This is a genomic window from Allomuricauda sp. XS_ASV26 (assembly GCF_041224615.1).
Classification (GTDB): domain Bacteria; phylum Bacteroidota; class Bacteroidia; order Flavobacteriales; family Flavobacteriaceae; genus Flagellimonas; species Flagellimonas alginolytica.
This window is the reverse complement of record NZ_JBGFGK010000024.1, coordinates 1-20,742: the sequence shown is the minus strand read 5'-3', so window position 1 is coordinate 20,742 and position 20,742 is coordinate 1. Positions and strand designations below refer to the sequence as shown.

Annotated in this window: 18 protein-coding genes; 9 read left to right on the top strand and 9 right to left on the bottom strand. The window is 41.2% G+C overall.

Features of this window, described 5'->3' with window-relative positions:
• Positions 1–21: 21 nt before the first annotated feature.
• Complete coding sequence (locus AB9K32_RS00235; RefSeq protein ID WP_369884019.1) at positions 22–2,160, bottom strand: S9 family peptidase; 2,139 nt, start codon at positions 2,158–2,160, stop codon at positions 22–24.
• A gap of 103 nt (positions 2,161–2,263) precedes the next feature.
• On the opposite strand from AB9K32_RS00235, the gene AB9K32_RS00230 reads away from it, so the two are divergent.
• Positions 2,264–2,590 carry a YbaB/EbfC family nucleoid-associated protein gene (locus tag AB9K32_RS00230; RefSeq protein ID WP_293295321.1) on the top strand — a complete coding sequence of 109 codons (327 nt, stop codon included), beginning with the start codon at positions 2,264–2,266 and terminating at the stop codon, positions 2,588–2,590.
• Positions 2,591–2,897: 307 nt separating this feature from the next.
• Here the strand turns inward: AB9K32_RS00230 and AB9K32_RS00225 are convergent, their stop codons facing one another.
• Positions 2,898–3,923, bottom strand: a complete 1,026-nt coding sequence (locus AB9K32_RS00225) for a low specificity L-threonine aldolase (RefSeq protein WP_369884018.1) — start codon at positions 3,921–3,923, stop codon at positions 2,898–2,900.
• Positions 3,924–3,931: 8 nt separating this feature from the next.
• Complete coding sequence (locus AB9K32_RS00220) at positions 3,932–6,334, bottom strand: zinc-dependent metalloprotease (protein WP_369884017.1); 2,403 nt, start codon at positions 6,332–6,334, stop codon at positions 3,932–3,934.
• A 212-nt stretch (positions 6,335–6,546) separates the two neighbouring features.
• On the opposite strand from AB9K32_RS00220, the gene prfB reads away from it, so the two are divergent.
• From prfB to AB9K32_RS00200, 4 genes are all read left to right on the top strand, one after another.
• A protein-coding gene (gene prfB, locus AB9K32_RS00215; protein WP_252079656.1) for a peptide chain release factor 2 occupies positions 6,547–7,642 on the top strand; the annotation gives its coding sequence in 2 pieces (ribosomal slippage) (positions 6,547–6,609 and positions 6,611–7,642; 1,095 coding nt in all).
• 55 nt (positions 7,643–7,697) lie between these two features.
• The gene (arsC, locus tag AB9K32_RS00210; RefSeq protein WP_224837304.1) at positions 7,698–8,039 is read left to right on the top strand and encodes an arsenate reductase (glutaredoxin); all 342 of its coding nucleotides are present in this window, start codon (positions 7,698–7,700) and stop codon (positions 8,037–8,039) included.
• Positions 8,040–8,108: 69 nt separating this feature from the next.
• Positions 8,109–8,591, top strand: coding sequence for a hypothetical protein (locus AB9K32_RS00205; RefSeq protein WP_338194882.1), 483 nt, complete (start codon positions 8,109–8,111; stop codon positions 8,589–8,591).
• A 101-nt stretch (positions 8,592–8,692) separates the two neighbouring features.
• Positions 8,693–11,182 carry a TonB-dependent receptor domain-containing protein gene (locus AB9K32_RS00200; RefSeq protein ID WP_224837302.1) on the top strand — a complete coding sequence of 830 codons (2,490 nt, stop codon included), beginning with the start codon at positions 8,693–8,695 and terminating at the stop codon, positions 11,180–11,182.
• Between the two features lie 180 nt (positions 11,183–11,362).
• Here the strand turns inward: AB9K32_RS00200 and AB9K32_RS00195 are convergent, their stop codons facing one another.
• Positions 11,363–11,536 (bottom strand): hypothetical protein, encoded by a 174-nt coding sequence (locus AB9K32_RS00195; RefSeq protein ID WP_224837301.1) that lies wholly within the window; start codon positions 11,534–11,536, stop codon positions 11,363–11,365.
• Positions 11,537–11,674: 138 nt separating this feature from the next.
• Between AB9K32_RS00195 and fumC the strand changes: the two genes are divergently transcribed.
• Positions 11,675–13,072 (top strand): class II fumarate hydratase, encoded by a 1,398-nt coding sequence (fumC, locus tag AB9K32_RS00190; protein WP_252079654.1) that lies wholly within the window; start codon positions 11,675–11,677, stop codon positions 13,070–13,072.
• Positions 13,073–13,155: 83 nt separating this feature from the next.
• Here fumC and AB9K32_RS00185 read toward each other — a convergent pair whose 3' ends face one another.
• A complete protein-coding gene (locus AB9K32_RS00185) occupies positions 13,156–14,046 on the bottom strand; it encodes a hypothetical protein (RefSeq protein WP_224837299.1) in 891 nt (296 codons plus the stop codon).
• A 167-nt stretch (positions 14,047–14,213) separates the two neighbouring features.
• Here AB9K32_RS00185 and AB9K32_RS00180 point away from each other — a divergent pair, with 167 nt between their 5' ends.
• A complete protein-coding gene (locus AB9K32_RS00180; RefSeq protein ID WP_369884016.1) occupies positions 14,214–15,008 on the top strand; it encodes an MBL fold metallo-hydrolase in 795 nt (264 codons plus the stop codon).
• A 68-nt stretch (positions 15,009–15,076) separates the two neighbouring features.
• Complete coding sequence (locus AB9K32_RS00175; protein WP_369884015.1) at positions 15,077–15,754, top strand: hypothetical protein; 678 nt, start codon at positions 15,077–15,079, stop codon at positions 15,752–15,754.
• 25 nt (positions 15,755–15,779) lie between these two features.
• On the opposite strand, the gene ettA is transcribed toward AB9K32_RS00175, so the two are convergent.
• From ettA to AB9K32_RS00160, 3 genes are all read right to left on the bottom strand, one after another.
• A complete protein-coding gene (ettA, locus tag AB9K32_RS00170) occupies positions 15,780–17,471 on the bottom strand; it encodes an energy-dependent translational throttle protein EttA (RefSeq protein WP_224837296.1) in 1,692 nt (563 codons plus the stop codon).
• A gap of 32 nt (positions 17,472–17,503) precedes the next feature.
• Positions 17,504–17,686 (bottom strand): CAL67264 family membrane protein, encoded by a 183-nt coding sequence (locus AB9K32_RS00165; RefSeq protein ID WP_224837295.1) that lies wholly within the window; start codon positions 17,684–17,686, stop codon positions 17,504–17,506.
• Between the two features lie 66 nt (positions 17,687–17,752).
• Positions 17,753–18,736 (bottom strand): Gfo/Idh/MocA family protein, encoded by a 984-nt coding sequence (locus AB9K32_RS00160; RefSeq protein ID WP_369884014.1) that lies wholly within the window; start codon positions 18,734–18,736, stop codon positions 17,753–17,755.
• A 63-nt stretch (positions 18,737–18,799) separates the two neighbouring features.
• Here AB9K32_RS00160 and AB9K32_RS00155 point away from each other — a divergent pair, with 63 nt between their 5' ends.
• Complete coding sequence (locus tag AB9K32_RS00155) at positions 18,800–20,428, top strand: acyl-CoA carboxylase subunit beta (protein WP_369884013.1); 1,629 nt, start codon at positions 18,800–18,802, stop codon at positions 20,426–20,428.
• Position 20,429: 1 nt separating this feature from the next.
• On the opposite strand, the gene AB9K32_RS00150 is transcribed toward AB9K32_RS00155, so the two are convergent.
• A partial coding sequence (locus AB9K32_RS00150; protein WP_369884012.1) for a YfaP family protein occupies positions 20,430–20,742 on the bottom strand: 313 nt, incomplete at its 5' end.

Genomic DNA, 20,742 nt, shown 5'->3' with positions numbered 1-20,742 from the left:
TGCAAATGTAACATTTTATTTTTAATGGGCTTTTCCTTCGAGGTCCAAAATAAAGGCATATTCCTTTGCGGTTTCCTTCAATGCTTCAAATCTGCCCGATGCCCCACCATGGCCGGCATCCATGTTCGTATCCAAAAACAAGAGGTTTTCCCCGGTTTTGTATTCCCTTAACTTGGCTACCCATTTGGCAGGCTCCCAGTATTGAACTTGAGAGTCGTGCAGTCCTGTGGACACATACATATGGGGGTATTCCTTGGCCTCAACATTATCATACGGCGAGTATGATTTTATGTAATCGTAATACGCCTTCTCATTAGGATTTCCCCATTCGTCATATTCGCCGGTGGTCAACGGAATGGTATCGTCCAACATTGTGGTTACCACATCTACAAAAGGTACTGCAGCAATTACGCCATGGTACAGTTCTGGTTCCATATTTATAATGGCCCCCATTAAGAGTCCGCCAGCGGAACCACCTATGGCATACAAATGTTCGGAGCTAGTATATTTCTTCTCGATCAAGTGGTTGGAAACATCTATAAAATCCGTGAAGGTGTTCTTTTTATTGAATAATTTGCCATCTTCGTACCAAGGTCTTCCTAAATATTCACCACCTCTAATGTGTGCAATCGCATAAATAAACCCTCTATCCAATAAACTCAATCGTATGGATGAAAAATAAGGGTCCATCGTTGCTCCGTAAGAACCATAACCGTATTGCAACAAAGGACTTGTGCCGTCCAGTGGGGTATTTTTATGGTATATTATGGAAACAGGCACTTTTTTGCCGTCCCTCGCCGTGGCCCATATACGTTCGGTCTTATAATTATTTTTATCGAACTTGCCTCCAAGGACCTCTTGTTGCTTTTGAACCGTTTTGGTCTTGGTTTCCATGTCAAAATCGATGATGGCATAAGGTTCACCCATTTCGTTATAATAATAACGAAGTATTTTTGTGTCAAAATCCAAGTTCACAGATGGTCCCGCTACATAAGTCTCGCTATCAAAAGGCAAATAATAACTAAGGGAACCATCCCATTTGGCAATCTTCATCTGATTGAGACCGTTGTTTCTTTCGGTAACCACGAAATAATCCCTGAAAATTTCCACATCTTCGAGCAGCACCTCTTCTTGGTGCGGAATAAATTCTTCCCAATGTTCGGATGCGGTGTTGTTTTCGTTGGTTTTCATCAACTTAAAGTTAGTTGCACCATCCTTATTGGTAAGTATATAAAAGTTACCTTCAAAATGGGATATGGAATACTCCACGCCTTTTTCCCGCTCAGAAAAGATTTTAAAATCGCCTTCGGGATCATCGGCATTTAAAAAGCGATATTCCGAAGTAAGGGTGCTACTGGATCCGATTACAATATATTTTCTAGTCTTTGTTTTATAAACAAAGGTGTTGTAAGTGTCGTCTTCTTCATGAAAAACCAATTCATCCTGGTCGGCAGATGTGCCCAATACATGCTTGTATATTTTATCGGAACGAAGGGTGACAGGGTCTTTTTTAGTGTAGAACAAAGTTTTGTTGTCGTTGGCCCATACTGCGCTGCCCGTTGTATTTTCGATAACATCCGGGTATATTTCACCTGTTTTTAGGTTTTTTATCTGGATATTGTACTGTCTTCTGGAAATAGTGTCGGTTCCAAATGATGCCATGGTATTGTCCGGGCTTATGGAAACACCTCTCAAGTTAAAATAATCGTGACCTTCTGCCATTACGTTACAATCGAACAACAGTCCTTCCGCTGCTTCCAGCGTTTCTTTTTTTCTGGAATAAATCGGGTACTCCTTTCCTTCTTCGTAACGGGTTATGTACCAATATCCGTCGAGTTTATAGGGTACGGAAGAATCATCTTCCTTGATCCTTCCCTTCATTTCTTCAAAAAGTTCTTCTTGGAACGCTTTGGTGTGGGCCGTCATTTTTTGGAAATAATCGTTCTCGGCATTTAAATAATCGAGAACCTGTTGATCTTCCCTATTGTTCATCCAATAATAATCATCAATTCTAACATCACCATGCTTTTCTAGCTTGGTTGGATGTTTTGGTGCCACCGGCGGAGCTGTACTCATGGATTGTTCTTTGTTGTTTTTACAAGCGGGGGCAAAAATAAGGCATAAAAGCAGAATAGAAATTCTTAAAATGGATTGTTTCATTTGTTAGTGTTTTGACCAATTTACTACTTTTGAACTTAGTTTAAACAATAATAGATAGAATGCTTGTTCCGACAGCGGTCCGGCAAGCCCTAAAATTAAAGTTATGTTTGGAGATTTAATGGGAATGATGGGCAAATTAAAAGAAACCCAAAAGAAAGTTGAAGCCACCAAGGAAAGATTGAACTCCGTTATGGTAGATGAAGCATCCTCGGACGGACTCCTTAAAGTAACGTTAACCGCCAATCGTGAAATAAAATCCATCTCCATTGATGACTCTTTGTTGGAAGATAAAGATCAATTGGAAGATTATTTGGTACTTACCCTAAACAAGGCCATTGAGAAAGCCTCCAAAATAAATGAAGCCGAATTGGCCGCTGTAGCCAAGGAAGGTATGCCCAACATTCCGGGAATGGATGCTTTTATGAAGTAGTCTTGGTTTGATGTTAGTATTGAAACGCTAAACTTTAGAATTCGATCGTCCGTTCAAGTGCAAAGCGTATCGCGAGCAGGTTTGGATAATTGGATTTTGTTTAGGTCAAAGGTCTAAAGATAAAAAAGTATAAGGTCGAATAGTATAGAGTTCTTGCACTTATACATTTTATCTTCGAGAAAATTCGTTCCATTGGTGTAAACCCCATGAATTTTGGAGTTTTAGACACCTTTGCACTTTTAATGTTAGACCGAATACAATCAATTGCTTTTCACGCTTCTCCTTCGCGCTCGAAATGATCACCCTGTTACCCTATACTTTTTAAAACCTTTAAAAAGTGTTGGTGCATCGTATCGGTGTAATCCAAATGGGTGACTATACGCAGTTTTCCCTGTCCCATTCCAATTATGGAAACCTTATTTTCGGTCAATCGTTCCAGAAATTCTTCGGACGACATGCTTTGCTCATCAATTTCAAAAATTATGATATTGGTCTCGATAGGTTCCACCTTTTTGATAAAATCGAGAGATGTGAGCACCTTCCCGATCTCTTCAGCTTTTTTGTGGTCTTCCACCAACCTATCCACATTATTTTCCAGTGCGTAGATAACCGCTGCCGCTAAATAACCGGATTGGCGCATTCCTCCGCCAAAAATTTTGCGTATTCGAATCGCTTTGTCCATATCTTCTTGGCTACCGACCAAAACCGAACCTACGGGACACCCCATTCCCTTACTGAAACAAACGCTAATGGTATCGAATAACTTACCGTAGGCTTTTGGATCTTCTCCCTTTTTTACCAAGGCGTTCCAAAGTCTCGCACCATCTAAATGATATTTTAGACCATGATTATTGCAGACTTCTCGGATTTTACGTAGTTCTTCGAAATCCCAACAAGCCCCGCCACCTTTGTTCGTTGTATTTTCTATGCTTACCAATGTGGTCAATGGACTATGGTAAAAATCCGGAGGGTTGATCGATTCCTCGACTTGTTCCGCCTTCATCATTCCCCTATGCCCATTTACCAATCTACAGGAAACCCCACTGTTAAAACTCACACCACCTCCTTCATAATTAAATATGTGGGAGTACTTATCACAGATCAGTTGATCTCCTGGATTGGTATGGATTTTAATTGCAGTCTGATTTGTCATGGTACCACTTGGGAAAAACAGTGCCGCCTCCATACCAAAAAAATCTGCGACCTTGGCTTCCAACTCATTCACAGTAGGGTCGTTCTTGAACACATCGTCCCCCACTTTGGCTTTCATCATGGCCTCCAACATTGCTGTCGAAGGCTTAGTGACCGTGTCACTTATTAAGTTTATCTCCATAAATAAAATTAGTCCATACAACCCATGCCAATAGGCGAACCATCAGGGATTTTAGAAACTGGGATCAGTTTAAAATCGGATGGTTTTTTGGTAAAGGCATCTATTCTTTTTACCATTTCGGTTGATATTGCATTTTTGCCATTGCTCAACAACTGTGTTTTTAGTTCACTTAAAGTTTGGTTGGCAATCGCATTTACCTGTGGGTGCACTTTATCGTGAGCCGCAAGGTTCATGATATGGTAGAGCACCCTGAAATTTATAGTGTTCTGCACTTCTTGATGGTAGGCATCTCGATGTGAAAGATCAAAAGTGCCTTGAATTGTTTTTTGCAACACATCTTTTAACCCCATCTGTCCTTTATCCATGCTTTTTTGCTGAATAAGTCGAGAGGCCCGTTCTGGGTGCAATAATAATTCCAGGGTCATATCTGCGGCCGTTTCCGATGCGGACAATGCATCAAAACTAACCCCTGTTCTTCCTTTAAAGGATTCCCTGGAACGGTTAAATCCGATGGCGCGAGGAGGAAATAGGTTCAATTTGTCCTTAGGGATTGCAATTACTTCGGCATCCAGGGTTTTTAGAATGGATTCCATAGCTGTTTTTTGCTCAGCTTGACCAATTGGCTTCACTGGAAACTGCCCACCATTTTTTACGGCATAATTATAATCCAAGCCACCAATTACCTTGGATACTGCTTCGGTTTGGTAACGATGGAAAAAATAAAGGGGTACAAAAACATCTTCCAAAACGGAATATGCTTCCCCGTTTCGGATATTGTCGATAGAAAAATTATGTATGGCCGTCTCCCTTATTTTCAGCATTTCCTCCAATTCGCTACTTGCACTTTTACCGTTGTCCCACAAGTGGGCCAATGCGTGCGCACCTCCTTTTGGCCTTGCATCTTGATCGGAGATATAGCGCAATCCATCGTCCTGGGCTTTTTTTAATATGGCATTGAGCGCGGCAGTCTCGTCTGTTCCTTCGGGAAAATCTGAATACGCATAGGTTACGGTTACCTTGTCCCACTCTCCTATTCCTGTATCGTATGCGTTCTTAAAACTAATCTTATCGCCTTCCAATTCAAATTGCGGGTGTGGATAATCCATAACAGAAGCCCTATTGTTGGTGCTTGCCGCAAAATTATGCGCAAACCCGAGTGTGTGTCCTATTTCGTGTGCGGAGAGTTGTCGGATTCTGGCAAGCGCCAATTCCAGCATTTCTTTATGGTTATCATCCCTTTCGGCAAATGGTTTGTCCATTAAAGCTTGTGTTATCATAAAATCCTGACGAATTCTTAAACTGCCCAGACTAACATGGCCTTTTAATATTTCCCCTGTTCTGGGATCAACAACACTTGCCCCGTAGCTCCAACCTCTGGTCGATCGGTGTACCCATTGTACTACATTGTAACGCACATCCAATGGATCGGCGTCATCCGGCAGAATTTTCATTTGGAATGCATTTTTATAGCCTGCCGCCTCAAAGGCTTGATTCCACCATTTCCCACCATCCAACAAAGCTGATCTAATGGGTTCCGGTGTTCCATTGTCCAAATAATAAATTATTGGTTCAACGGGTTCACTTATAGCTGCGTTAGGGTCTTTTTTTTCCAATCGATGTCTTCGGATAAAACGCTTTACCAAAGATTCTTGAACCGGAGTGGCATAATCATAATAGGTAAATGGGTAGCCACCACTTCGAGGGTCGTACAGCCTTTTTTCAAATGTATCATCAGGTAATTCTATTAATGAATGATGTTGTGCCACTGTGACCAAGCTTGGTGTAGGTGCAACTGAACGAATCCAGGCACCTTGTGGATCTCCCTTAAAGGTAAGGGTTACATCAAACTCTACATTTTTTGGAAAAGCCTTGGTACGCTCCAATGCGAATGCGCTTTTACTTTTATCCAAACTGTAAGAGCCTTGCTTAGATCTTTTTAGACGATTGGAAACTCCATGTGCGTCGCGCACCAGAAAATCGGTAAAATCAATAAGATAACTGCCGCTCGCCTCTTCTACCACATCAAAACCATGCAGAATTGACTTGGCAAAGGCTTGCTCCACAGACTTTCTCTCGAGCTCATTTTCCGTAATGGCCCTAAAAGTTTGGTTGGGCTGCACAAGTAGCAACTTGTTCCCTGCCTTTTTAAAATAGACCACCTGTTCGTTGCCCAATTGCCCGCGATCTAGACCAATATCGTTGCTTCCTATTCCACTGCTCAAAGAGTAGACGTACAAAAACTCTTTTTCCAACTCATCGACTTGGACGTAAATCTTATCGTTGGAGTCATCGTAATAAAAATTAAAATAGCCGTTAAACTTTTGAAAGTCCTTAACCTTCTCGAACGTTTGTGCCCCCATGGTAAAGCCCACAAAAAACAATAGGGCCATGAGCTTAGTTGAGTTCTTCATAATTTGGTTGAATTAGTTGCCTTAAAAATATGCAAATCATTTTTAAAAAACAGTTTGCACTGTCTTATTCTATCCCAATAAATTGAAAAATCAACTTCCGTTTTACTTTAATATATGAGCTCGGACACAATACCACAGGTTGTTCGATAGAATTCCATTTATAATAAGGTCATGTGAGGAAAGAAACTTATTTTTACCCCAAAATATATTACATGGTAAACACAGATCAACAGAAAGATCTTATTGAGCGCCTTGGTGCGTTAAGGAGGTATCTTTGACATCGATGCCAAACTTATCGAAATAGAGAACGAAGAGGAAAAAACCCTTGCTCCAGGTTTTTGGGACAATCCGCAAGAAGCCCAAAAACAAATGCAGTCCATCAAATCCAAAAAGAAATGGGTAGAAGACTTCGAAGAGGCCAAAACATTGGTCGGTGATCTTGAGGTGTTTATTGAATTTCAGCAGGCCGGAGAAGTTACCGAAGAAGAGGTAAACAAACAGTTCGAAAAAGCACAATTGTCCATTGAAAAATTGGAATTTAGAAATATGCTTTCGGATGAGGGCGATGAGCTTACCGCAGTGCTACAGATTACCGCGGGCGCTGGTGGGACCGAAAGCTGTGATTGGGCTTCTATGCTCATGCGCATGTACCTAATGTGGGCCGAAAAGAACGGCTACAAGGTAAAAGAACTCAATTACCAAGAAGGTGATGTTGCAGGAATTAAAACGGTTACCCTGGAAATAGAGGGTGAATATGCCTTTGGTTGGTTAAAAGGTGAGAACGGCGTACACCGTTTGGTCCGCATTTCCCCTTTCGACAGCAATGCCAAAAGGCACACCTCCTTCGCTTCTGTTTATGTATACCCCTTGGTGGACGACAGCATTGAGATAGAGGTAAATCCTTCGGACATTGAAATAACCACAGCACGATCTAGTGGTGCAGGTGGCCAAAATGTAAACAAGGTAGAAACCAAAGTTCAATTGGTTCACAAACCAACTGGAATCCAAATTTCCTGTTCCGATTCTCGATCGCAGCACGATAACAGGGCTACGGCCATGAAAATGTTGAAATCGCAACTTTACGAAATCGAACTTCGTAAAAAGCAGGAAGCGCGCGCAGAAATCGAGTCTTCAAAAATGAAGATCGAATGGGGATCGCAAATCCGAAATTATGTAATGCACCCCTATAAATTGGTGAAGGACGTTCGAACGGCCGAAGAAACCGGAAATGTAGATGCCGTTATGGATGGGGAAATCGATGCATTTTTAAAGTCCTATTTAATGATGATGGGACAAAAAGAAGAATAGTCTGTGCTAGTTGGCAGTGAGCAGTGAGCAGCAATTAGTTTAAACATATTGAAATATGATCAAAATTTATCATAATCCACGTTGTAGAAAATCCAGGGAAGGATTGGCCATTTTGGAAAAGTCGGGGAAAGACTTTGAAGTAATCAAATATTTAGATGATGTTCCCAGCAAGGAAGAACTAACAGCCCTGATTTCATATTTGGGCATTGCACCGATAGACCTTGTTAGAAAAAATGAGTCCATTTGGAAAGAGAACTTTAGGGGACGGAACTTAACGGATGATGAAGTTATCTCCGCGATGGCAAACTACCCTAAATTAATTGAACGACCCATTGTGGTCGATGGGAAAAAAGCTGTGGTCGGCAGACCTCCCGAGAACATATCAAAGCTGTTATAAGCTTGATTTCCAACATGGTTTAACAGGGAGGAACCAAACAAAGAAAACCTAAAATACTATCTTTACCCCATGAAAAGTACCCATTCACTATTTATTGCGACCTTGTTGGTCGGCATGTTCGCCATAAACGATATCAGCGCACAATATGGATATGGCTCCCCATATGGCAACCGTTTTGGCAGAAGAATGAGCTCTGTACCCCAAGCTGGTCCAACAACCCCGCAAAAAGAGGAAACTCCGCTAACCGCCGAAGAAATTGTAGATGAGCAAATGCCATCCATATCGGAGGCCATTGACCTAGATCCATTTGAGCAAGCCGTGGTACGTACAGCTTTGATCCAGTCCGTGCAGCAACGAATAGAACTTCAGATTTTGGAACTGGAACCCCTTAAAATGAAAGAAGAGGTTGAAAAAATCCGTATACGCCAAGAGGCTGAATTAAAGGCCGGACTTCCCGAGGATAAATACGACGCCTTTATGGAACTTCAAGAAAACAGATTCAAGCCAAAAAAGAAAAAGAAGAAGAAAAAGAATAAGAAGGGCAAGAATTAACAATTCGTTAAGGTCATTCGCAGGATCATTTACGTTGTTCGGGGATTAATATTTCGCATCCCTTGTTTTTTCTTTCACATTTGCAGCGTAAAAATCAAACTATGCAAAGGATACTTATCCCGTTGTTGCTATTGACCCTGTCTATCTTTCAAGGCGCGGCACAACAAAACCAAAAGCCTATCACAATAACCGGTAAAGTTATTGATTCCGATTCCGGACAACCCCTGGAATATGCCACCTTCGTATTGCAAAATGCGGATAATCCGGAGCAAGTTACCGGTGGAATAACGGACCTCTCGGGTAATTTTGAGGTCGAAGCCACCCCGGGCACCTACAACATAAGCGTGGAATACATCTCCTATAAATCCTATTCTTTAAAAGGACAAACCTATAACTCGTCCATTAATTTGGGTTCCATATCATTATCCCCGGATGTGGCACAACTTGCGGAAGTAGAAGTGGTCGGCGAAAAAACCACTGTAGAAGTACGGTTGGACAAAAAAGTCTATAACATAGGTAAAGACATTACCACGAGTGGAGGTAACGTTAGCGATGCCTTGGGCAACATTCCATCGGTTTCTGTAGATGTAGAAGGAGCCATTAGCCTACGTGGCAATGATAATGTCCGAATTCTGATCAACGGAAAACCATCTGCATTGGCAGGATTTGGATCTACCGATATTTTACAACAATTACCTGCCGATGCCATTGAAAAGGTGGAAGTAATTACCAGTCCTTCGGCCCGATATGACGCAGAAGGTACGGCAGGTATTTTAAACATTGTACTAAAAAAGGAAAAGACCCTTGGGATCAACGGTTCCATCAATACAACCATTGGTGACCCTTTCAATGCCAGGGTTACATCCAACTTTAATATCAGAACAGAAAAGTTCAACATTTTCAACACAATCGGATATTTTCACCGTGAGTCACCGGGTGGTGGACTTTTTGATAACAGATACCTAACCGATGCCAGTGATTTTGACAGGATATTGGAGGATAGGGACATTAGCAGGAATGATGATGGTATTAGCGTTAACATCGGAATGGAATACTTTCTTACCGAAAAATCATCCATTACCGGTAGCTTCTTTTACAGATGGTCGGATGAAAACGATTTGACCGAGAATGACAACCAACGTTTTAACGATGGTACGCTTGAGAGCAGAACCTTTAGAAGTGAAGATCAAAAGGAGAACGACAACAGTTATCAATTCTCTTTCAATTATACCAATAAGTTCAATGATGATGGGCATGAATTAACTGCCGATTTTCAATATTCTTATGATGATGAGGATGTTTTGACCCAGATATTGGAATCGAATACAGTACCGAACACGGATTTATTGGCAAGTGAAAATATATATGAAATAGAGACCCAAGACGATATTTTGGCTCAGATAGATTATGTTTTGCCCATGGGCGATGCACAATTCGAAGCTGGGTACCGAGGTACTTTCGAAAAACAGGTCAGCGATTATCAATTGGATACCTTAAACCAAGGCACCGGTCAGTTTGAAATGAACGAGGATCTTACCAATGTTTTCACCTACCACGAAAACGTAAATGCGCTATACACCCAATATGGGAACAAATATGGAAAGTTATCTGTGCTTTTAGGACTGCGATTGGAAAACACGGAACTAAGGGGCAATGTAGATTCCAGTGTGGACATTGATGGTTTACAGGAAATTGTGGGGGAAGATGTTGATTTAAATTTTGATAAAAACTATTTGGGGCTTTTCCCAACCGTGAATTTGATCTACGAACTATCCAAAACGGAAAATATTTCCTTGGGGTACAACCGAAGGATAAACAGACCAAGGGGATGGTTCATTAATCCATTTCCATCAAGATCCAGTAGAACCAATGTTTTTCAAGGTAATCCAGATCTAGATCCGGCATTCGCAAACGCATTTGATCTTGGTTACTTAAAAAGATGGAAAAAATTGACCCTCACTTCCTCCGTTTACTACCAAAGAGAAACAAATTCGTTTGAACGAATCCAAGAAGAAACGGGGCAGCTAACCTCCGATGGTATACAGATCATTCGTTCGGTTCCCATTAATCTATCCACGAACGAGCGTATTGGTGCGGAAGCTGGCGTTATATATAGTCCATTTAAATGGTGGCGCTTGAACGGTAGTGTAAACTTCTTTACATTTAGTTCTGAAGGACAGTTCAATGGTGTTGAGTATGGAACGGACAATTCCAGCTGGTTTGCCAGGTTCAGTTCTAAATTTACTTTACCTGCCAAAATCGATCTTCAGGCCAACTCGTTTTACATGGGCCCAAGACAAAATGCACAAACAGATAGCAAAGCTATGTTCTCTTTAAACTTAGCATTGAGCAAAGATATTTTAAAGGACAATGCAACAGTATCTTTAAATGTGAGCGACGTTTTTAATTCAAGAAAAAGGCAATCTTTTACCGAAACGCCTACTTTCACCTCAGATAGTGAGTTCCAATGGAGAAAACGACAAGTAAACTTATCTTTTATCTATCGTTTTAATCAACCAAAGGAACGCCAGCGCGGTCGGGACAGACAAAATGATGGTGGTGATGATGAGGAGGGCCAATTCCAGGGTTAAACCAACGTAGTTCCCCTATACCTAATTAAAAAAGCAACCTTATTGGTTGCTTTTTTAGTTTCACTGAATTTGCCACAGGTTGATATGGACCAAAAAATTAGCCCTTACAATGTAGTAAAGGCTAATTATTAAATATGGGTAAAACAAAAAAGAAGCCGATACGGCTTCTCTTTATTTATCTTATTCTTCTAGTTGGGCTCTTTTAGCCTCTTTTCTTTCTTTGGCCATTTCCCTAAGGTTACCGATCAACCAGTAAGGAACAACAAAGGTCAATAAGAATATCATTAACCAAAAACCTATTGTCAAAATCGTTAGAAAAGCTAAAAAACCTAAATATTGGTCAAATTCGAACATCTTTACTCCTTTTGTTTTAACAAAGATACTTTCTTCTGATGAAAAAAAACAAATCGTACGAGAAAAAAGTGTAATTATTCCAATCAACTACCATATAAATCCCCTATATCCTACCTTTGTAGGACAAAATTTTTAACTATGAGTTTCAGGATTGAAAAAGACACCATGGGCGAGGTAAAAGTACCCGCCGATAAATATTGGGGCGCCCAAACCGAACGTTCCCGAAACAACTTTAAAATTGGTGCGCCCGCATCCATGCCCTTGGATGTGGTCTATGGTTTTGCCTACTTAAAAAAAGCTGCAGCCTACGCCAACCACGAACTAGGAGTGCTGAGCCAAGAAAAGAGAGATTTAATCGCGCAAGTATGCGATGAAATACTTGAAGGAAAGCATGATGACCAATTTCCCCTGGTAATTTGGCAAACAGGCTCTGGAACACAGAGCAACATGAACGTAAACGAAGTTATTGCCAATCGTGCACACGAAATTGCGGGTAAAAAAATCGGCGAAGGGGAAAAAACCATACAACCCAACGATGATGTAAACAAAAGCCAATCTTCCAACGATACTTTCCCAACTGGCATGCACATTGCAGCTTACAAAAAAATTGTGGATGTTACCATTCCGGGAGTTGAGCAATTGCGTGATACTTTACAAAAAAAGTCCGAAGAATTTAAAGATGTGGTAAAGATTGGTAGGACCCACTTAATGGACGCCACTCCCCTAACCTTGGGGCAAGAGTTTTCGGGTTATGTTTCCCAACTGAACCATGGGTTAAAAGCATTAAAAAATACATTGGCCCACTTAAGTGAGCTTGCACTCGGCGGAACCGCAGTGGGAACAGGCCTAAATACACCAAAAGGGTACGATGTTGTAGTGGCAAAATATATTGCCGAATTCACAGGTAAACCTTTTATAACCGCAGAAAATAAATTTGAGGCCTTGGCGGCACACGATGCCATTGTGGAAAGTCATGGCGCTCTAAAACAATTGGCAGTCTCTTTGAACAAAATTGCCAACGATATACGTATGATGGCCTCTGGTCCTCGTTCTGGAATTGGAGAAATTATAATTCCGGCCAACGAACCAGGTAGTTCCATTATGCCAGGAAAGGTAAACCCAACCCAGTGCGAGGCACTTACCATGGTCTGTGCCCAAGTAATGGGCAACGATGTTGCTATTAGCGTAGGTGGCACACAAGGACATTACGAACTTAACGTTTTTAAACCTGTAATGGCGGCCAACATTTTACAATCGGCACAATTGATCGGTGATGCTTGTGTTAGTTTTGATGTAAACTGTGCTGTTGGAATTGAACCAAACCATGAGGTGATCAAAACCCTGTTGAACAATTCTTTAATGTTGGTTACGGCTTTGAATACTAAAATTGGTTATTACAAGGCTGCTGAAATAGCCAACACGGCACATAAGAACGGTACAACTTTAAGAGAAGAGGCCATAAACCTTGGCTATGTTAGCCCGGAAGAGTACGATGAGTGGGTAAAACCGGAAGATATGGTCGGAAGTTTAAAATAGACCATTCGATTTTTTAGCATATAAAAAATGCCCGTCCAAAACAGGACGGGCATTTTTATTTATAATGGTGATAGTGTGTGTGCTTATTTCAACTCGAAGCTGGAAGTACCCAACAATTTCAATTTATTGTCGTACACATTTACCATGTAGTTTCCTTTTTGGAAATCACCACTTGGCTTGTTTATGTAATCACATACATCCAACGCATCGTTCTCATAATAGAAATTGGTTCCTTTGCTGTAAGTAAGAGAACTTCCTTCTTCGGTAGTTTTTGTTAGACCTTCGCCCAACACATTGCCCTGTGGACCAAGAACTTCGATATAAAATTCTCTGTCGCCAGCTTCAGCAATTACGTTGTCCGCAATGGTAAAGCAAACTTTGAATTTATCTGTAGCTCTAGCTCTAGAAGTAGATACCAATTTTCCGCTGTTTCTTTCTTTAATAGCGTCAACACTAATAGTGTTAAGGTTAAGTGCAGAACCTTTTTCAACAGCATCGGCCAATTGCGTGTTCTGGATAATCAATGAATCATTAAAAACAGTTTGTTGCTCCAACTCTGCAAAAGTGCTATCTCTTTGCATGGCCAACAAGCTATTGGATTGTGTCAAGGAATCCACTTGCTTCAACAATTGCTCTCTTTCTTTCTTAAGAACACTTACTTGTCTTCTGTAACGAGAAAGTGTGGCAATATCGGCTTTCATGCTACTTACGGAATCAATATATTTTGCGATATTGTCTCTTGCTGCAACCAACTCCTCGTTAGTGGCGTTGCTTTCCAAAATAGCTTTGTCGTACTCAGATTTCAAGTTGTTCAAATCTTCTACAACCAATTCTTTCTCCTGGGTAAGAGCTTCTGTGGTTTGTTTTTTATCTTGATAAAGACTTACGGTGTAAATAATAGTTCCCAAAAGAACTACACCCAACAAACCAGCAATTACTTTTAATCCGTTATTGTTATTTTTTGTTTCAGTCATAACTTTTTGTTTTAATTGATTCTTCGTTTAAGGTTTTTAATCAATCGCGTTCGGTTTATATACGCAGTGGATGTAACTTTGGATTATTTAGATGTAAATATTCTTGATAAATTATTCTGATTCTTCGGATTATCCCTTAATTTTAAAAGGATTTAAAAGATTGCATCATGAAAAAAAATATTGCGCTTACAACAACAATCTTGTTATTGATTCTTATTGCTTGCAAGGGAAAAGCAGAAAAACAAGAAGAAACCACAGAAATAGAAACCACAATTAAAGCTGAAACCTACGCCCCGGCCAAAATAATACCTATTGAACATGCTACCGCCATTATTGAGTGGAACAATACAACTATTTATATAGATCCCGTTGGTGGTAAGGATGCTTTTAAAGGTCGGCAATCTCCCGATATAATTTTTATTACAGATATTCATGGTGACCATTTTAATGCGAACACGCTAAACGAGTTAAATCTTGAAGGTGTACAGATCATTGCCCCAGAAGCAGTTAAATCACAAATGGACCAAGCATTAGCATTAAAAACAGATACCATGGTCAACGGGGAAGTCAAAGAATTGGCCAACTTTTTCGTAGAAGCCATTCCCATGTACAATTTGAGGGAAGAAGCGAAGGATTTCCATATAAAAGGTAGAGGGAACGGATATTTGTTCACCTTTGGAGATGAACGTATTTACTTTTCAGGGGATACCGAGGATATTCCCGAAATGCGCGCACTAAACAATATAGACAAAGCCTTTGTTTGTATGAATCTCCCCTATACCATGACCGTGGAAAGTGCTGCGGATGCAGTGTTGGAATTTAAACCCAATCAGGTATATCCATATCATTATAGGGGCAGACCGGATGTTAGTGATGTTGAAAAGTTTAAAAACTTGGTAAACCAAGGCAATCCCGATATCGAAGTTGTCCAATTGGATTGGTATCCGAACGAAGCATATTAGTATTGTAAAATATAAAGCTGTTTTTAGCGTTAGTACATCAAACTATTAACCAATAACAAGACTCGAATATGGCTCCCAAATCCCATGTTTTAGTAGTTTTGGCAGTATTTTGTGCCATACAAGCTACCTACTCTTTTCAATGTGATAATTTCTATTCCAAAGTAACCTATGCACTGAGCCATGGAAAAAAGGCCATGGACGCTACCAACTTTGAGCATCAGATGTACTATGCCGAAAGAGCTTTGACCGCTCTTGAAAAAGGTGAAGCTTTTATGGCTGATTGTTCTTGCGACAAGGCTAAGGGCAAGACCGTGGATGCTATGGAAACCTTGGACAAAGCCATAGAACCTGCGGACTGGGAAGCTGGAAGATTTTTTACCAAAAAAGCTTTGGGAGAAATCAACGAATTGATCACTATTTTGGACCAATGTACACTAGGTGTTTCTTCGCCAGTTGTTACCAATGATGATGATACCATAACAACCGATGAATCTGTCGAGAAAGACACCGATGGGTCTCAATTCGTGGCAGCCATGGAAATGGAAATGATCAAGGTCTTTAATAAACATGCAGACGATAAGCTCCAATCTGCCGAACAGGCGATAGATCAACTCATAGAACTATCCAAATCCATAAGCTCGTCCCCGGACGAAGTGCAGGACCCGAACAGTTTGGCCGCCCACCAAAGGGCATATTTGGAAAAGGCTAAAAAACTTTTAGAGGAAGGAATCAAAAATCTTAAATAAGATTAATCACTCCTTCCCTTTAACTTTAACGAATCAGTTTTTTGTATTTAATACGCTTGGGCATAATATCCGTACCCAGGCGTTTCTTTTTGTTTTCTTCGTAATCGGAGAAAGACCCTTCAAAGAAATATACTTGAGAATCTCCTTCAAATGCAAGGATATGTGTACAGATTCTATCTAAGAACCATCTATCGTGGGATATGATAACTGCACAGCCCGCAAAATTCTCCAAGCCTTCTTCCAAAGCACGGAGTGTGTTCACGTCCAAATCGTTCGTCGGCTCATCCAAAAGTAACACGTTGCCCTCTTCCTTTAATGTCATTGCCAAATGCAAACGGTTACGTTCACCACCGGAAAGCATGTTTACTTTTTTGTTCTGCTCACTACCAGAAAAGTTGAATCGGCTAAGGTAAGCTCGTGAGTTGACCTGTTTCCCTCCCATCATAATCAATTCCTGACTATCACTAAAGTTTTCCCAGATGGTTTTTTCCGGGTCAATGTTGGAGTGGGACTGATCTACATAGGCCAGCTTTGCCGTTTCACCAACAATAAACTCCCCTTTGTCCGGGGTCTCCTCTCCCATGATCATTTTAAAAATGGTCGTCTTACCGGCACCGTTGGGACCAATTATACCAACAATACCTGCTTGGGGCAGGTTAAAGTTTAGGTTCTCGTACAATAGTTTATCTCCAAAAGCTTTGCTTACATCTTTGGCTTCTATCACATTGGTTCCCAAACGTGGCCCGTTGGGTATATAGATTTCCAACTTCTCCTCCATCTGCTTTTGATCTTGGCTTAGGAGCTTATCGTAATTTTTTAAACGTGCTTTTTGTTTGGCCTGCCTTCCTTTAGCGCCCTGGCGGACCCAGTCCAACTCTCGCTCCAAGGTTTTTTGGCGTTTGGATGCCTGCTTGCTTTCTTGCTCCAATCGCTTGGCTTTTTGATCTAGCCAGCTAGAGTAATTGCCTTTCCATGGAATTCCCTCTCCACGGTCGAGTTCCAAGATCCATCCGGCAACGTTGTCCAAAAAGTATCGATCGTGCGTAACAGCGATTACCGTTCCTTTATATTGCGCCAAATGATGCTCCAACCAATGTACGGATTCGGCATCCAAGTGGTTGGTAGGCTCATCCAACAACAAAACGTCCGGTTCTTTGAGCAATAAACGGCACAAAGCCACTCGTCTTCGTTCCCCACCGGATAATACTCCTATTTTCTTATCAGAATCCGGGGTACGGAGCGCATCCATTGCAATCTCCAATTTCGTATCCAGTTCCCAAGCATTGGCAGCATCTATTTGATCTTGGAGTGCAGCTTGCTTGTCCATTAACTTTTGCATTTTATCGGCATCCTCGTAAACCTCGGGCAAACCGAACATATCGTTTATTTTATTGTACTCGTCCAAAATGGCCACGGTTTCGGCAACGCCTTCCTTTACCACTTCGAGCACAGTCTTATTTTCATCGAGCTGCGGCTCTTGTTCCAAGTAGCCAACGGAATAGCCCGGAGAAAATACCACATCGCCTTGATAGTTTTTATCTACACCGGCAATAATTTTCAATAAAGTTGATTTACCTGATCCATTAAGGCCCAAAATCCCAATTTTGGCACCATAGAAAAAGCTTAGGTAAATATTCTTGAGTACAGGGGTGTTGGCCGTTTTATAGGTCTTGGTAACCCCAGACATGGAAAAAATGACTTTTTTATCGTCTGACATCTACTTAAAATTAAATTGTTTATGAAAAGAGGCTATACCCTGCCTTTTAAGGCGTTGAACACCCAGGCAACAGCTAAAAATCCAATTCCGACAGCAGCAAAGCCCCATCCTGCCACTTCATCATATTTAAAAGCTCCAAGTGCGATCATTCCCAAACCTACAAATATCATAATCCATGTGGCATAGGCCAGCACCGTGTTCTTATTCATTCCCATTATATATTTTTCTGAAGGATTTCAAATATCGTAAAAATAGGGTTAATGCAAAGTGATTATTGTGGATTAAGTTTCAAAAGGGAACGTTATTCCACTTTTTTCCCTGACCGTGTCCAGCAATTCGGACAAATCCAAACTGTTCTGATGTGACCAGAGGTTACTTTCAATTTTGTTCTTTCTTAGACATTTATGTACTTCCAATATCTCATGGTAATAACCGATTCCCGTCATGGGCAAACTAACCTCCTCAACATCATCTTCCCGTATTAAAGAATAGCCATCGGCCTCGTGCCATCTTGATTTTAATAGAAATTGGCCCGTTGTTCCCGATATTTCCGCTTCCAATCTAGATCTGCTGGTAAATCCGCTGTAAAGCATGGCTTGGGCATTTGGATAATCAAAAATCATACTAGTTTGTAGCTCTGTTCCATTTTCGTGAAACTTTGAACTTGCCATAATTTGACTGGGCATACCCAACAATAAATAGGATAAAAAAATAGGATAGATCCCTATATCCAATAAAGTACCCGAAGCTAAATTAGGATTTAGTAATCTGGAGTCCTTGCCCCTGTCCAATGCATAAAAAGCAAAGTCAGCATTTATAAACTTTAAATCCCCTATTTCCCCCTGATCTACCAATTGTTTTACTTGTTGGATAGCTGGGTTAAACCGAGACCACATAGCCTCCATTAAAAACGTATTGTTCTTTTTGGATGCACTTACCTGTTCCATCACCTCCGTCCTATTAACGCCCATTGGTTTTTCACAAAGCACACCGATTTGATGGTTCAACGCACGAACCGACAAGTCTTTATGAAAATTGTGCGGCGTAGCGATGTACACCATATCCACTGTTCCAGATCGGAACAAGGCATCATAACTTCCAAAAACATGCTTCGTTCCATATTCATTGGCAAATTCTTGGGCGCGTTCCATTGAGCGCGATGCGACCGCAGAAACCTCGGCATCATCTACCAATAAAAGGTCCGACACAAATTTTTTGGCAATTTTTCCGGGCCCTAAAATACCCCACCTAATTTTGTTCTCCATATTCATCAAAAGTAATAATTATAACTCCGTATCTTTAACCAACAAATTGAATTATCGATAAGAATGGACATAAACTTCAATAAGAACGAAGACCATAACAAGTTAAAGCTTTCCGAACTAAAGCGGAGATTGGCAAAAGTTAAACTTGGTGGCGGCAAAAACCGTATTGAAAAACACCATGCCAAAGGTAAAATGACCGCAAGGGAACGTATCGATTATTTGTTGGATGAGGATAAGGGGTCGATTGAAATAGGCGCTTTTGCCGGTGAAGATATGTACAAGGAGCATGGTGGATGCCCATCTGGCGGTGTGGTGGTAAAAGTGGGTTATGTACAAGGCAAACAATGTGTTGTTGTGGCGAACGATGCGACGGTTAAGGCTGGCGCCTGGTTCCCGATCACGGGGAAAAAGAACCTACGTGCCCAGGAAATCTCCATCGAAAACAAATTGCCCATTATTTATTTAGTGGACAGCGCAGGGGTGTATTTGCCCATGCAAGATGAAATTTTTCCAGATAAAGAACATTTTGGAAGAATTTTTAGGAACAATGCCGTAATGAGCAGTATGGGCATTACCCAAATAGCCGCTGTGATGGGAAGTTGTGTTGCCGGAGGTGCTTACTTGCCAATTATGAGCGATGAGGCACTTATTGTGGATAAAACCGGAAGTATATTTTTGGCGGGCAGTTATCTGGTGAAGGCCGCAATTGGAGAAAGCATCGACAACGAAACACTTGGGGGCGCTACCACCCATTCCGAAATTAGTGGAGTAACCGATTATAAAGCCAAGGATGATAAAGATGCATTGGACAAAATCAAGAACATTGTAGATAAAATCGGTGATTTCGACAAGGCAGGGTTCAACCGGTCCGAAGCCAAGCCCCCAGCCGAAAATCCGGATGACATTTTTGGAATCTTGCCTGCTTCACGAAGCGATCAGTATGATATGTTGGAAATCATCAAACGATTGGTGGACGATTCCGAATTTGAACAATACAAAGAGGGCTATGGCCAAACTATTTTAACAGGTTATGCCCGAATCGACGGTTGGGCCGTGGGCATAGTTGCCAATCAGCGCAAAGTGGTAAAGACCAAAAAAGGTGAAATGCAATTTGGAGGTGTAATCTACTCCGATTCTGCCGATAAGGCCACCCGTTTTATTGCCAACTGCAATCAAAAGAAAATTCCCCTCGTGTTTTTGCAGGACGTTACCGGATTTATGGTAGGTAGTAAAAGTGAACATGGCGGAATTATAAAAGACGGTGCCAAAATGGTGAACGCCGTGAGCAATTCGGTAGTTCCCAAATTTACGATCGTGATCGGAAATAGCTACGGCGCTGGGAACTATGCCATGTGCGGAAAAGCCTATGACCCCAGATTTATTGTTGCTTGGCCAAGTGCCGAACTCGCGGTGATGAGCGGGAATTCTGCGGCCAAAGTGCTTTTACAAATTGAAAAAGCCAGCTTGGAAAAAAGCGGAAAACCGCTCGATACCGAAAAGGAAAAAGAACTATTCGATGAAATAAAACAGCGATACGATAATCAAATATCACCCTATTATGCTGCTGCACGACTATGGACGGATGGCATTATAGATCCAATGGATACGCGAAAATGGATTTCCATGGGGATCGATGCCGCCAACCACTCACCCATTGAAAAAAAGTTTAATATGGGAGTGTTACAGGTCTAATTTATTTACTTTGAACAATATTTGAAGTAACCGGAAAGGTAAACAATTGCCGATTAACTCCTTTTACACCCAAACGAAACACTTTGACTTCTTTGGTTTGCAATTTGCTGCCATAGTTCTGATACATGGTTACTTTGAGATAAGTGGGCGTGAGTTGTTTGTTGCCATGGTAGGTGGCATTTATTTTCCATGTTCCCGGAAATTCATCGTCCAATAAAAAATCGGCCATCGAATAGCCCAGTTCCTTTTCCGAACGAATTCGTTCCGGCATCTCTGCAAGGGTGTGCTTCCAATTAAAGTATTGATTGTTGGGA